A 13494-nucleotide genomic window follows, 5' to 3' on the forward strand; every position below is an offset into this window, starting at 1 on the left:
GTCCATCGGCATTCTTTCCTGTCATGAATCAACACTCGACTTCAAGACCGCCGTTTCCGAATCCATTCCTTCAATAGCCTTCTTAATCACCCGCACCATGAATAAAAAACGCATTGCCCTCATCGCCCACGACAAGAAGAAAGACGACATGGTCGAGCTCGCCTCCGAGTTCGGCGATCTGCTGCGGCAGTGCAACCTGCTGGCCACCGGCACCACCGGAAAGCGGCTGGCCCAGGAAGTCGGCCTGAATGTCGAGCGCAAGCTGTCCGGCCCCTTCGGCGGCGACTTGCAGATCGGCGCCGAGCTGGCCGAGGGAAAGATCGACTGCGTGATTTTCCTGCGCGATCCGATGACGCCGCAGCCGCATGAACCCGATATCAACGCGCTGGTGCGCGCCTGCGACGTGCATGACATTCCCTGCGCCACCAATGTGGCCACCGCACGCCTGCTGCTGCAGCAACTGGTGCCGCATCACCCGGCACATGGACATTCCCATAAATAACAACCCAGGCAAGGAGAGAACAAGATGGCAAAAGCAATCAGGATGAAAGCGACCGGCGGTCCCGAAGTGATGGAGTATGTCGATGTGGAAGTCGGCGAGCCGGGGCCCGGCGAAGCGCGCGTACGCCAGGCGGCGATCGGGCTGAATTACATCGACGTGTATTTCCGCACCGGCGCCTATCCGCAACCGCTGCCCGCGGGATTGGGCATGGAAGGCGCCGGCGTGGTGGAGGCTGTGGGGGAGGGCGTGACGCATGTAAAGCAGGGCGACCGCGTCGCCTATGCCGGACGCCCGCCCGGCGCGTACGCCGAATTGCGCAACATGCCGGCGTCCGTGCTCGTCAAGTTGCCGGACGCGATCGACTTCGAAACCGCCGCCGCGATGATGCTGCAGGGCCTGACGGTGCAGTACCTGTTCCACCGCACCTTCCCGCTGCAGGGCGGCGAAACCATTCTGTTCCATGCCGCCGCCGGCGGCGTCGGGCTGATTGCCTGTCAATGGGCACGGGCGCTCGGCGTCACCATGATCGGCACCGTCGGTTCGGATGACAAGGCCGAACTGGCGAAGGCGCATGGTTGCACCCACACGATCAACTACAACAAGGAAAACTTCGTCGAGCGTGTCAAGGAAATCACCGGCGGCAAAGGCGTGCCGGTGGTTTACGATTCGATCGGCAAGGACACGTTCACGGGTTCGCTCGACTGCCTGTCGCCGCTCGGCATGATGGTGAGTTTCGGCAGCGCGTCGGGGCCGGTGCCGCCGTTCAGCCTGAACGAACTGGCATCGCGCGGCTCCTTGTTCGTCACCCGCCCGAGCCTGTTCGCCTATAGCGCCAAGCGCGAGGATCTCGACAGGATGGCGGCCGACCTGTTCCGCATGGTCGAAAGCAAGAAAGTCGTCATCAACATCAACCAGCGTTATGCACTCAAGGACGTCGGTCAGGCACACATCGACCTGGAATCGCGCAAGACGACGGGCTCCACCATCCTGATTCCCTGATCGCCATGAAAGATCCGCTCGACAATCCCATGAACCATCCACCGGAGCAGCCGCCAACCGGGGCGGACGGGCCGCCCCGGTTCGGCCGCCTGCTCCTCGTACTGCTGGTGGCGGTGGTGATGATCGGGGTACTGACATTCGTGGCTGAACGCGCCTATTCCTGATCGGGGTTGTCGACCTGTCAATTCGATGTGATCTTGATCAGATAAATGCCATATTTCGCACAGGCAAAAGGTAAAACACTATGCTTTATTGCCTTAACGCAATAAAATCGTCCTCACCTTTCCCTAGTGCGTCCCATGGCAGAGCCTCTCACCCGCCCGCTCGAGCAAGTCCTATCGCCATCCGGCAGGGCGGCGCTATTCAACAAGCTGGTATCGGTTGCCTCGGTGGAGTCGGCGCGCCAGCTTGAGGCTTTTGCCGCCAGGCTGTGCGATGCGCTCGCCGCACAATCCGATCAGGGCGGGCAATCCGCCGATGCCGACATGGCACGCAACGCGCTTCAGCACCTGCGCCGCGGCACGGCGACGTTTCACAGGCTGGTCTCCACCTGCCTGACCGATGGCCTGCTGCAGGAAATCCGCGCCATCGGGCAACCGGCCAAACCGCAACCCGAATGCGAGGCCATGGACTTGTCGCTGGTGACCTTCGAGGCCATGGAGCAGAAGGTCCTGCTCGACAACCTCGGCCAGGCGCTCGAAGACAGCAATGCCGACACCTTGCATGCGCTGAACCTGCGCATCGCCCATCTGCTGCAGCGTGACGAACTCGCCACCGGGCAGAATCCGTTCCGTCCCGGCGTCTTCCTCAAGGCGGTGTCCGACGCCTGGAGCCGTTTCGACCTTGCCGGCGCCCAGCCGATCGTGCTGCGGCAGCTTCGACCTGACGTATTCCTGGCGCTGGAGCCGGTCCTGCAGGCGCTCAACGACACGCTGGTCAGCCATGGCGTACTGCCGAAACTGGCCGGCGCCTACCGGCTGAAGAAAACCGCGAAGAGCCGGCGCCATCTGCCGCTGTACCAGAAGCTGAACCAATGGCTTTCGCCCGGGGGCATCCAGGATGCCGGCGGCAGCACCATCAGCCCGGCCCTGTCCGGTTACCTGAACGATATCCAGCAGCACATGCCGGAACCGCCCAAGGGCAAGGCGGGCGCCATCGATGCGTCGCTGTTGCGGCAGCTCGGCAAGAACGCGCCGCGCGGCGCTCTCACGCAGGCCGACCGCAATGCGATCGAACTGCTGGCCAGGATGTTCGATTTCGTTTTCCGCGAAGAGCACATCCCGACCGACATCAAGAGGCTGCTGGCGCGGCTTCAGGTGCCGGTACTGAAGGCGGCGCTGGCGGACCAGGAATTCTTTTTCGTCGACAGCCATCCGGCGCGCCGGCTGGTGGAAGCCGTGGCGAGCGCAAGCGTCGCCTGCGATCCGGCCAAGGGGCAGGATGACCCGCTGTACCAGATGATCGAGCAGGTGGTCGAGCGGGTGCAGGAGGAGTACGACCAGCAGATCGAGCTCTTCGACACCGCCGCCACCGATCTCGAATCGTTCATGGCGCGCGAAGCGCTGGTGGATGATGACGCACTGTCGCGGGCCATCGCCGACGCGGCCCGCCAGGAAAACATCCAGCGTTCAAAGGAGCTGGCCGACAACGATGTGGCGATGCGCATCGAATCCGGCGAAGTGGCCGGGTTCGTCGAAACGTTTCTTGAAACCCAGTGGGTGCGCATCCTCGGCCTCGCGCACAGCGTGCAGGACAGCAAGCCGGAAGTGCTGCAAAGCGCGCTGAAAACCATGGACGACCTTATCTGGAGCGTCAAGCCGAAGACCAGTCCGGAAGAACGCAAGCTGCTGCTGAGCAGGCTGCCTTCCATGCTGGCGATGCTCAACGCATGGCTCAACGTCGTGAAATGGGATGGTCCGGACCGGGTGAATTTCTTTTCCCAGCTCGCGGAACGGCACGCGTCCATCGTCCGCACCCAGGTCGAACTTGTGCCGCGCTATGAATTCGAATTGGCGCTGAACGCAATGGAGCGCGCAAGTGAGCGCCGGCTCACCAAGCGCGCCACCGAACAGCCGGCTATTCCGGTGGATGAATACGTGCACCTGGTCGACGCGCTGGAGTCCGGGGTTTGGCTCGATTTCTATAGCGACGACGACGTGCCGTCAAAATGCAAGCTCGCATGGATCAGCCCGGGCCGCACGCGATTCATCTTCGCCGGCAGGCCGGCGGGACAACCATTCACGATGACGTTCGAGGATCTGGCGCAGACGTTCAGGGAAGGGCGAGCGGAGGTGGTGAAGGCCGAGGCGGTGATGGATCGGGCGCTGGGAGCGGTGCTGGAGGAAATCGGAAGATAGAGAATGTTGCACGAAATCCCTGCCTCACCCCTAACCTTCCCCCTGTCAGGGAAGGGGACCGTTCATAGAACAGTGGAAAAGAAGCGCATTTCCACACTCAATCAACTCCTCACTGCTCCATCTGCAACTCAATCCGCCGCGGCACCCCGCTCGGCCCCGGAAAATCTGCAAACGCACTTCGCACCATGTACGGCATCACTACCGGCAAGGACCCGTTCGTACCCTCGCTGACCACCGTCACTTCATACAAATTCCTGTTGTCCGATACCCGCGCCAGCTTCACCTTCAACTGCCGCGTAAACACCTGGAAGCTCACATCCCGCTGCTCGATCATCGGCGGACCGTACCAGAACGGATCGTAGAACGGTCCGTAATACCCGCGGCGGTAGTAGCCGGGCCAGGGCGGCCCCCAGAAAGGACCCGGCCAGTAAGGTGCGACCGCGACTGGCTCGATCACGCGCACATCACGCACGCTGATGCCGTACTCCAGCGATGCCTTCAGTTGCGCCGCTTTCGCATTCGCGGCTTCCGTAAAACCGAGCCGCTTCAGTTCGTTGCGCACCAGGTTTTCATAATTGCGGTACTCCAGGTTGTTGTCCTGTTCCGGCGTACGCTCGAACACATACGATTTGTCTTTCAATTCCGCAGGCCATTCATGGAATGCGGTCACATTGCTTTGCACCGATGTGGTTGCGCACCCGGTCAGCAACAGACCGAAAACCATCAACCATAACCCCGACATCCAGCTATTCATTCCCATTCTCCGACGTGAAACACGATGATCAAACAAGCCTGTTCAGGACAATTATTCAGATCGGATGGCCGCAAGAAAAAATCCGTAAGTATTTGTAATTTCGCCGGAATGGAAGATTCAGCGGGGATTTTCGAAAAACACATAATTGGTCCCGTAATCGCTGATCTCGAAATACACTTTTTTCTCGCCCTGATCGACGACCATGTTCAGGTTTTCATCCATCACGCCATAGCCGAAGCGATAGGGGCGTGCCATTTTGTCTTCCGTGCCCATAGCCGTCGACAGCTTGTCGATCTGTACGAAGCGCCGCACGACTTTCTCCCCTGCATAAATTTCCAGAACGCCATTCGTGCCCGTCCAGTTCTGTACCGATCGGCTGATCGTGTTTTGTTGCTCCTGCGTACAGGACGCCAGAAGCAACGATGCTGCTGCGACGACCGGGACCACGAATACCGCAAAGGTGTTTTTCATTGAACTGCGCTCCATCTGCTCAGGTTGGTAGAATGCCCATTTTGCGCCAATTCCTCAGGATTCGACATCCCTATGCGTACCGACACCCCACAGACCATCTACCGCAAGGACTACAGCCCGCCCAGTTATTGGGTCGACACCGTGGAAATGGGTTTCGACCTCGATCCGGAGAGCACCCGCGTCGCCACCCGGCTGACCATGACCCGTAACCGCGAGAGCCGCAACAAGAGCATCGTGCTCTATGGCGAATCGCTGCGGCTGGTGCAACTGCGGATGAACGGCAAGCCGCTCTCCAAGCGCGCCTACGCGCTCGGCCATGGCACCCTGGAGATTTTCCGTGCCCCGGACCAGGTCACGCTCGAAATCGAAACCATCACCCAGCCCGGCCTGAACACCTCGCTGATGGGCCTGTATGTGTCCAACGGCAACTTTTTCACCCAGTGCGAAGCCGAAGGATTCCGCAAGATCACCTTCTTTCCCGACCGGCCCGACGTGATGTCGAAGTTCACCGTCATGCTGCGCGCCGACAAGGAAAAATACCCGGTGCTGCTGTCCAACGGCAACCTGATCGAAGAAGGCGATCTCGGCGACGGCCGCCACTACGCATTGTGGGAAGACCCGTTCAAGAAGCCGTCTTATCTGTTCGCGCTGGTCGCCGGCCAGCTCGTCTGCCAGGAAGAGACCTACCGGCTCAAGTCCGGGCGCGAAGTACTGCTGCAAGTCTGGGTGGAAGAGGGCAATCTCGACAAGACCCAGCATGCGATGGACTCCCTGAAGAACAGCATCCGCTGGGATGAGGAGCGCTTCGGGCTGGAGCTCGACCTCGACCGCTTCATGATCGTCGCCGTCGGCGACTTCAACATGGGCGCGATGGAAAACAAGGGCCTGAACATCTTCAACACGAAGTATGTCCTTGCCAATCCGCGCATCGCCACCGACGCCGATTTCGCCGGCATTGAATCGGTGGTCGGCCATGAATACTTCCACAACTGGACCGGCAACCGCGTCACCTGCCGCGACTGGTTCCAGCTGTCGCTGAAGGAAGGCCTTACCGTCTTCCGCGACCAGGAGTTTTCCGCCGACCTGATCGGCACCGCCAGCGGCCGCGCGGTCAAGCGGATCGAAGACGTGCGGGTGCTGCGCCAGGCGCAATTCCCCGAGGACGCCGGCCCGATGGCGCACCCTGTGCGTCCCGACTCCTACGTCGAGATCAACAACTTCTACACCGTCACGATTTACGAAAAGGGCAGCGAAGTCGTGCGCATGTACCAGACCCTGCTCGGCCGCGATGGCTTCCGCAAAGGCATGGACCTGTACTTCGCGCGGCATGACGGCCAGGCCGTGACCTGCGACGATTTCCGTGCCGCGATGGCCGACGCCAACGACCGCGACCTTGCCCAGTTCGAGCGCTGGTATAGCCAGGCCGGCACGCCGCGCGTCACCGTCGAGACGCGTTACGATGAAGCCGGCCGGAAATACGAAATGACGCTGTCGCAATCCTGCCCGCCGACACCGGGGCAGGTGAAGAAACTGCCGTTCCACATCCCCGTCGCCGTCGGCCTGCTCGACCGCAGGGGCAAGGACATGCCGCTGTACCTCGATGGCGAGACACTGGAAAGCGACGCTCCCACGACCATGGTGCTGGAGCTTACCGAGGACAAGCAGACCTTCGTCTTCGCCAATGTGCAGGAGAATCCGGTGCCGTCGGTGCTGCGTGACTTCTCCGCGCCCGTCATCCTGGACATTGACTACAGTGACGCCGAACTCGCCTTCCTGATGGCCAACGACAGCGACCCGTTCAACCGATGGGAAGCCGGGCAGCGCCTCGCCACCCGCCGCATGCTGGCGATGGTGGAAGCGGTGCGCGACGGCGCCGCGCCCGACGAGACCGGCCTCGACGTCGACGTGCTCGTCAACAGTTTCCGCGCCACGCTCAATGACGAAAGCCTGGACGCCGCCTTCCGCGAGCTCGCGCTCACACTGCCATCGGAAACCATCATAGCCGAACAGATGGCGGTAATCGATCCGCATGCCATCCATGCGGTGCGCCAGAACCTGCGCCGCACGCTCGCAAATGCATTGCGCATGGACCTGATGGTCGCCTACCAGTCCAACCGCACGCTCGGCACCTACAGCCCGGACCACGTATCGGCCGGCCAGCGCGCGCTGAAGAACCTCGCCTTGTCCTACCTCGCCGAGCTGGGCGACAGCGATGTGCATCTTCAGGCCCAAAGGCAATACGACAACGCCAACAACATGACCGACCGCATGGCCGCACTGTCTGCGCTCATCAACAGCGATGCGCCTGGCAAGGATGCGGCCCTGGCCTCGTTCTATACCGACTTCGAAGGCGAGGCGCTGGTCATCGACAAATGGTTCATGCTGCAGGGAATGTCGCGCACCACCGATGTGAATGCGGTGCGCGAACTGATGCAGCATCCGGCTTTCTCGCTCAAGAACCCGAACCGGGCCCGCAGCCTGATCTTCAGCTTCTGCAACGGCAACCCATCCCGCTTCCATGCCATCGACGGCAGCGGCTATGCGTTCTGGGCAGAGCAGGTCATCGCACTCAACACGCTCAACCCGCAAGTCGCCGCAAGACTGGCGCGCACACTCGACCGCTGGCGCAAATACACGCCGGCGTTGCAGGAGCAGATGCGGGTGGCGCTGAAGCGGGTGGCGGGGACGAAGGGATTGTCGAAGGATGTGTCGGAGGTAGTGACGAAGGCGTTGGCGCCGTAAGTATTGAAATTGGGATGGGGCGCCCCGCGTAGGGGTGGTGAGGTTGAGTCGTCAAATGCGATTGCTCGACCTCACCACTCACCCTGGTCTTCTTCCTAGCTGCTGCCCTGCGAGGCGGGAACCCGGTTCCCTGCCTAAATCGAAAAGATTGTACCCAACGCTTGCCGGGCAATTCACACAAGCAACAACCGCACTTTGCGCTATCTCGAAACATTCCGATCAGCAACGATGTAATCTACGACAACAAAAAATCCGGCGCCAATCCGAAAACAAAGAAAAATACACATCAACCCTTGTCATTCCCGCGAAGGCGGGAATCCAGAAGCACATAGCAAACCCAAGCTAAGCCCGACAACCGATCCAAAAACTCTCCACAATAGAACCCGTCACCACGGAACCAAGCCCATGAAACGAGTCAGCCTCACCCAATACCTGGTCGAAGAACAACGACTGCACAACAAGATCCCGGCCGAACTGCGTCTCCTGATCGAAGTCGTTGCCCGCGCCTGCAAGACCATCAGCCACTCTGTCAGCAAGGGTGCATTGGGAGAAGTGCTCGGTAGCGCCGGCAGCGAAAACGTACAGGGCGAAATGCAAAAGAAGCTCGACGTCATCTCCAATGAAATGCTGCTCGAAGCCAATGAGTGGGGCGGCCACCTCGCCGCCATGGCTTCGGAGGAAATGGAAGGCATCTTCCCGATCCCGAACCGCTATCCGAAAGGCGAATACCTGCTGCTATTCGATCCGCTCGACGGCTCCAGCAACATCGACGTCAACGTCTCCATCGGCACCATCTTCTCGGTGCTGAAGGCACCGGAAGGCATGAGCGCGCCGACCGAGGAAGCCTTCCTGCAACCGGGCAGCAAGCAGGTCGCCGCCGGCTACGCGGTCTACGGTCCGCAAACGGTGCTGGTCCTGACCACCGGCGACGGCGTCAATTGCTTTACCCTCGACCGCGAAATGGGTTCCTGGGTCCTCACCCAGCGCGACATGCAGATTCCGGCCGACACCAAGGAATACGCGATCAACGCCTCCAACGCCCGTCACTGGTATCCGCCGGTACAGCGTTACATCAATGAACTGCAGGCAGGGGACACCGGCCCGCGCGGCAAGAATTTCAACATGCGCTGGATCGCTTCGATGGTCGCCGACGTGCACCGCATCCTTAATCGCGGCGGCATCTTCATGTATCCGGCCGATGCGCGTGAACCGGACAAGCCGGGCAAACTGCGCCTGATGTACGAAGCCAACCCGATGGCCTTCCTGGTGGAACAGGCCGGCGGCGCCGCGACCAACGGCAAGCACCGCATCCTCGACATCCAGCCGAAGAAACTGCATGAGCGGGTGGCGGTGTTCCTGGGCTCGAAGAATGAAGTGGAGCGGGTGACCGGTTATCATCAGGAGGGATAAGCGTCCGTCGACAAGGCTTGCGGCCGCTTGGTCATAAGCCTTCACATGCGCACGTGGATGAGAAAGCCGACTTGAGGTCGGCTTTCATCTCCTCCCGACCGAGAATTCCCTGACGCATCGTTTTCCGCACGTAGCTAATCATCGAAATCCGGCTGCGGCAGCTCACCGCAAGCTTAATCTGCGGCAAGCCGGAGGGTAGCGAAGGGGGCAACGATTTTGCTAGAATATTTGCGATTGCTGATGTAGCTCAGTCGGTAGAGCAACTGATTCGTAATCAGTAGGTCGGACGTTCGATTCGTCTCATCAGCACCAGCATTCATGCGGTATTTCACTTACTACAAAAGTGTTTTCGGTCGGCGTAAATCTGAAATGTAGTAACTATGTAGGAAGTCAACGTCTAACCCATGCGTGATCGCTGGGATTACAGCTGAGCTGCCACTCCCCCTTGTCTCTCGCCCCTATGCGGACCAAGACAGTTGCACCTGGGGGCTTGAAACTTGTGCATACCCTGTTGCACACGCAGGCAAATACCTGACAGGACGCACTCCTCATCGCAGGTTTTCCCTCTTACTGTGGCCGTGCTGTGGCCGTGTAAGTCCGTTTTCGACCCAAAGCCGACAGTCATGGAACGGCGATCTCGTTGAGTATTGCAGCGAGCCGCTTGGTATCAACTGGCTTGACTAGATGGTGATCAAACCCTGCAGCCAAGGCACTTTTCCGGTCACTCTCCTGCCCGTAGCCCGTCACCGCGATAAGCACTGCATTCGCCGTTTCCGGCAAGTTGCGCAGGCGCTGCGCGACCTGGTTGCCATCAAGCTCGGGCAGGCCAATATCGATCAGGCACACTTGCGGCTTATCGGCTTGTGCCCGTTCCAGTGCCCGGTAGGCGCCATGCTCGACTAACACCTCGTGTCCGGCAGCCTCCAGCAACATGGCGAGCATCACCGCCGCATCCACATTGTCGTCCACGACCATGACCCGCAGCGGCGCATGCGTGCTCCGCAGCGCCTCGCCGCCCTGCAACTGGTCTACGTGAGTTGGCCGTTCCAGCAAGCGCGGCAGGCAGACGGTAAAGGTGCTTCCTTTGCCGAGTCCTTGGCTGGCACAGGTAACGCTCCCGCCGTGCAGCTCGACCAAGCTCTTGACCAGCGCCAGCCCCAGCCCCAGTCCCAGCCCGCCCGAAGACCGGTCGGACGTGCGCTCGGCCTGGGCGAACAGATCGAATGCGCGCTCGACCAAGTCGGAAGTCATGCCGATGCCGTTGTCGGTAACCTCGATATGAATCCGGTCTTCACGCATGGCTGTCTTCAGCAGGATCGTGCCGTTTTCAGGTGTGTACTTGGCAGCATTGGTCAGCAAATTGGCCACCACCTGAACCAGGCGCTTCTTGTCGCCCATCACCAGAACAGCATTGGGTGGCAAATCGAGCATCAACCGATGCTTTCGCGCGCCCACAAGTGGACTGACCTGCTCCATCGCATCGGCCAGGATATGGTTGATATCCAGCGGCACCGTATCCAGCTCGACCTTGCCGCGGGTGACACGCGATACGTCAAGCAGATCGTTGACCAGTCCAGTCATGTGCTCCACTTGACGACCGATGATCTGACTGGTTTGATGCACACGCGCCTCATCGAATTTGCCCATCTGCAGCAATTCGGCTGCAGCACCGATGGGTGCTAGAGGATTCCGAAGTTCATGGGCCAGCATGGCCAGAAACTCATCCTTGCGGCGGTCGGCGTCCCGCAGCTTTTCCTCTGCTTGCTTGCGGCTGGTGACGTCGCGAAAAAAGACGGACAGTCCGTCATCGACGCCCGGATACGCCCTCACCTCAAGCCATGCGACGGTGCCGTCGACATAGGCGTGCCGAAGTTCCAGTGTGTCAGGCTGGCGCGTTTGCATGACGCGTCGGTAGAGATGCTCCAGCTCCGATCCAGCGTACTCCGGCCAGACGTCCCAGTGGTTCTGACCAATGATCTGCTCATCGGGTCGGTTTCCAATGCGCAATCCTTCGGCATTCATGTACGAGACAGTCCAATTGTGGTCGAGCATCGCGAACCCTTCCGTCATCGTGTCGAAGACGGCTTGGCTGCGGTCACGCTCCCTGCGCAGCTCCGCTTGCGCGCGTGCGCTTTCTACTGCACCCCATGTCCTATCCAGCATATCTTCCGCGAACGTCACTTCATGCTCGGCCCAACAGCGGGGCTGCGAATCATGCAGGTTCAGAATTGCTCGTAATTTCCCTGCTTTGAGGAGTGGGATAGCGACACACGATCGCACGCCAATGGCGGCATACGCCTCTGCATGCGGCGATGAGCGTTCATCGGTTGTGACGTCATCAATGACCAATGCTTGGCCGGCACGAAGCGTGGCGCTGGGCAAAAGGCCGAAGTCGTCGAGTTTCAATACGGTCCCAGCTAACGACGGCACGGCGCCATTGACCCAATCGTGCTTGATGTGAAGCATCTCCTGCGACTCGTCGACCGTGACATAGACTGCGCGCGCCACCTCCAGATGTTTTCCGACAAACTCACTGGCTGTAGCAATGAGTTCGTCTGCATTAGCCAAGGGACGCAGTTGGTCTGCCAGCATGAGCCGGAGATCCAGATCAGCATTCAGTATCTGCAAATCCCGTGTCGTGCGATGTTGCTCGGTGACTTCGTAGCCGCCGAGGACGATGCCGGTAATCTGCCCACCCTCGTCGAAGACAGGCTCGTAATGCACATTGAAGTAGCGTGACTCCTCTTCGCCATCAATTGCAAACGGCATGAAGTCTTCAGAACTTGGCTCACCGGTAGCGTAGACCTGGTCCAAAATCTCGCGATATCGGGAATGACCCAACTCGGGAAATACGTCGAATAATGGCAATCCCACCAGTTCTCGCCCCCCACTAATCTTGCCAAAGGTTTTATTGGCATATTCAAAGACATGCTTGGGGCCTTTCACTATGGCCATAAAGCCCGGCATGCGGTCGAGCGATCTCTGGTGCCGCTGATACGCTTGCGAAGCGCTCCGTTCGGCATTGATCTGCTGCGTCCTTTCGGTGGCGAGAAGCACGACGCCTGCAAATCCTCCTGCCTCACCCTGGACGGGAGAGAAACTGTAGGTCCAGAACGTCTCTTCATCCTTGCCATAGCGGCGCATGGTCATTTGGACGTTTTCGAGCGCGAATCCCTGTCCGGTCGCCAAAACTTGTTGAACCTGCGGGCCCAGTACGGGAGAGATATCGCTGAGCGCTTCTCTTATTGGGCGACCGAACGCCCATGGGTGCCGGTCACCCAGTGCATGGCTGTACGCGTCGTTATAGAGCAACCACTGCTCCGGCCCCCAGTACAAGGCAGCGATACTCTTGGAATTGAGCACCAGGGAAAGAGAGGAACGCAACGACTGCGGCCAAGTGGCATAGTCGCCAAGTGCTGTACTCGACCAGTCCGTTTCGCGAACAAGTTCTCCCATCTTGCCGCCAAAAAGCATGGGGGGGACATCGACTTTTTCGTCCGAACTTCCCAGAGAATTGTCGTTTATTGAATCGTGCATGGAAACGGTTCGGTGTTGAAACAAAAGGTGCTGGTTTCAGCTATGGACATGTGGAATCACGAAGGAAACATTGCACTGGGCATAATACAGCCCAAGTCATGTCCAAGAGATGCGTCAATCAACGAGGGTAGCAGGAGTCTTGAATGTCCGCTCTTGGCCGATAGCGTACAGTCAGAATGGCTTCGTGTACGGCGCTGTTTCTCTCAGGACAAACCGGAGGTTTTGTCAGGCGCTCTTAATGCCTGGAGTTGGCCTAAGAATTAAGCCGCGTCATCTTGAAGGCGCCTAGCGGCCACCCATCCACGCTCCGGCCAAGGTGGCAAGAACGGCGATCACCGCGCTGCAAATTCCCCATCGAATGTTGAGCCACGCGATCTTTCGATTCAGCTGAAATTCATGGGTCATCATGCGACGCTGCCATTCTTTTTCTGCAAGAATGTCCTGCGCGGTTCTTGGTTTCCATCCGGCCTGCCAAGAAGCGAGATTGTCATCTGACATATCGGCCAGTTCTTCTGCCAGTATGCCGTTGCGCACCTTGTTGAATCCAGCTTCAAATGCTCGGTCCGTATCTTCCATCTGAGTTTCTCCGCAATCTGTCATTTTCAGTTCTGCAAACAGGTCGTTATTCTAGCCCGGTGTCGTGTTGGACCGAGGCAATGTCAATACTGCCGTATCATTTCGCATTATGAAAGAAAGAATCCGCGAATACAGCACATCAGTGC

10 protein-coding genes and 1 tRNA gene are annotated in these 13494 nt (G+C 59.3%); 7 read left to right on the forward strand and 4 right to left on the reverse strand.

Going from position 1 to position 13494, the window contains the following annotated elements; genetic code table 11:
- Nucleotides 1–97 precede the first annotated feature (97 nt).
- The 4 genes from V7080_RS05650 to V7080_RS05665 all read left to right on the forward strand — a co-directional run bounded on the left by V7080_RS05650 (nucleotide 98) and on the right by V7080_RS05665 (nucleotide 3858).
- Nucleotides 98–502 carry a methylglyoxal synthase gene (locus V7080_RS05650; RefSeq protein ID WP_334187460.1) on the forward strand — a complete coding sequence of 135 codons (405 nt, stop codon included), beginning with the start codon at nucleotides 98–100 and terminating at the stop codon, nucleotides 500–502.
- Between the two features lie 24 nt (nucleotides 503–526).
- Nucleotides 527–1501 carry a quinone oxidoreductase family protein gene (locus V7080_RS05655; protein ID WP_334187433.1) on the forward strand — a complete coding sequence of 325 codons (975 nt, stop codon included), beginning with the start codon at nucleotides 527–529 and terminating at the stop codon, nucleotides 1499–1501.
- 29 nt (nucleotides 1502–1530) lie between these two features.
- Nucleotides 1531–1665: a hypothetical protein gene (locus V7080_RS05660; protein WP_334187434.1), complete on the forward strand. Its 135-nt coding sequence runs from the start codon at nucleotides 1531–1533 to the stop codon at nucleotides 1663–1665.
- A gap of 135 nt (nucleotides 1666–1800) precedes the next feature.
- On the forward strand, nucleotides 1801–3858 hold the full coding sequence (locus V7080_RS05665; protein ID WP_334187435.1) for a DUF1631 family protein: 2058 nt from the start codon (nucleotides 1801–1803) through the stop codon (nucleotides 3856–3858).
- Nucleotides 3859–3967: 109 nt separating this feature from the next.
- Here V7080_RS05665 and V7080_RS05670 read toward each other — a convergent pair whose 3' ends face one another.
- A complete protein-coding gene (locus tag V7080_RS05670; protein ID WP_334187436.1) occupies nucleotides 3968–4612 on the reverse strand; it encodes a DUF4136 domain-containing protein in 645 nt (214 codons plus the stop codon).
- A gap of 117 nt (nucleotides 4613–4729) precedes the next feature.
- Nucleotides 4730–5083 (reverse strand): hypothetical protein, encoded by a 354-nt coding sequence (locus V7080_RS05675; RefSeq protein WP_334187437.1) that lies wholly within the window; start codon nucleotides 5081–5083, stop codon nucleotides 4730–4732.
- 72 nt (nucleotides 5084–5155) lie between these two features.
- Between V7080_RS05675 and pepN the strand changes: the two genes are divergently transcribed.
- The 3 genes from pepN (at nucleotide 5156) to V7080_RS05690 (ending at nucleotide 9547) form a co-directional block, all read left to right on the forward strand.
- Nucleotides 5156–7825 carry an aminopeptidase N gene (pepN, locus tag V7080_RS05680; RefSeq protein WP_334187438.1) on the forward strand — a complete coding sequence of 890 codons (2670 nt, stop codon included), beginning with the start codon at nucleotides 5156–5158 and terminating at the stop codon, nucleotides 7823–7825.
- Between the two features lie 405 nt (nucleotides 7826–8230).
- Entirely contained in the window at nucleotides 8231–9235 is a 1005-nt protein-coding gene (locus V7080_RS05685; RefSeq protein ID WP_334187439.1) for a class 1 fructose-bisphosphatase, read from the forward strand.
- A gap of 236 nt (nucleotides 9236–9471) precedes the next feature.
- Nucleotides 9472–9547, forward strand: a tRNA-Thr gene (locus V7080_RS05690).
- 309 nt (nucleotides 9548–9856) lie between these two features.
- Here V7080_RS05690 and V7080_RS05695 read toward each other — a convergent pair.
- Both V7080_RS05695 and V7080_RS05700 read right to left on the reverse strand, forming a co-directional pair.
- Complete coding sequence (locus V7080_RS05695; protein WP_334187440.1) at nucleotides 9857–12772, reverse strand: PAS domain-containing protein; 2916 nt, start codon at nucleotides 12770–12772, stop codon at nucleotides 9857–9859.
- 285 nt (nucleotides 12773–13057) lie between these two features.
- Entirely contained in the window at nucleotides 13058–13348 is a 291-nt protein-coding gene (locus tag V7080_RS05700; RefSeq protein ID WP_334187441.1) for a hypothetical protein, read from the reverse strand.
- Between the last annotated feature and the right edge of the window lie 146 nt (nucleotides 13349–13494).

This window comes from Noviherbaspirillum sp., assembly GCF_036846085.1.
In the GTDB taxonomy this organism is placed as follows: Bacteria; Pseudomonadota; Gammaproteobacteria; order Burkholderiales; family Burkholderiaceae_D; genus Noviherbaspirillum.